The 801-nt window shown below is 65.0% G+C and carries 2 protein-coding genes; both read right to left on the bottom strand.

The genetic code is table 11. From position 1 onward, the window contains the following. The coding region (locus D3H34_RS33170) for a dihydrodipicolinate synthase family protein (protein WP_147400620.1) at positions 1 to 421 on the bottom strand (421 nt) is incomplete at its 3' end. Between the two features lie 11 nt (positions 422 to 432). Then, positions 433 to 801, bottom strand: a 369-nt coding sequence (locus D3H34_RS33165; RefSeq protein ID WP_286186579.1) for an enolase C-terminal domain-like protein, incomplete at its 5' end; no start/stop codon positions are given.

Raw genomic sequence — 801 nt, 5'->3', positions numbered from 1 at the left:
TGATGGGAATGTCGATCGCGTCGGACACGCCCGCGAAGAAGCGGTGGATCTGCGTGTCGCTGAAGCGGAACGTCGCACCGTGGTACGGCGGCATGACCATCACCATCGCCGCGCCCATGTCCTGCGCGCGCCGGCTGCGCGCCGCGCAGATCGCGGTGCTGGTGTGCGTGGTGGTGACGATCACGGGCACGCGCCCGGCCACATGCTCGAGCGCCAGCCGCGTGAGCGTTTCGCGCTCGTCGTCGCCCAGCAGGAACTGCTCGGAGAAGTTGGCCAGGATGCACAGGCCGTCGACGCCCGAGTCGATCATGAAGTCGATGCAGCGCTTCTGGCTCGCCAGATCGAGCGTGCCGTCTTCGTGGAAGGTCGTGGGCACGACCGGGAAGATGCCGCGGTAGCGCGGGTTGGAAAGTCCAGGCATGGCGCGGCTCCTTATTCGATGATGTCGAACTGGTCGAGGTACTCGGTCTTGAGCGTCAGGCCCAGGCCGGGAACGTCGTCGCGCAGCTGCAGGAAGCCGTTGTCGGCGATCGGCTCGCCGTCGAAGATGTACCAGAACAGCTCGTTGCCGACTTCGACGTCGAAGATCGGGAAGTACTCGGCCATGGGCGAGGCCAGCGTGCTCATCGTCAGGTGGTAGTTGTGCATCTGGCCGGCGTGCGGAATCACGGGCACCGAATAGGCTTCGCACAGCGCGTTGATCTTGTGCGCGGCCGTGATGCCGCCGACGCGGTTGGTGTCGTACTGCACCACGCTCACGGCCTTCTTGTCGAGCAGCTGCTTGAAGCCGTAGAGGCTGAA

It is taken from the genome of Acidovorax cavernicola, assembly GCF_003581445.1.
Note: the sequence above shows the minus strand (reverse complement) of the source record. Positions and strands in the feature narration are given on the sequence as shown.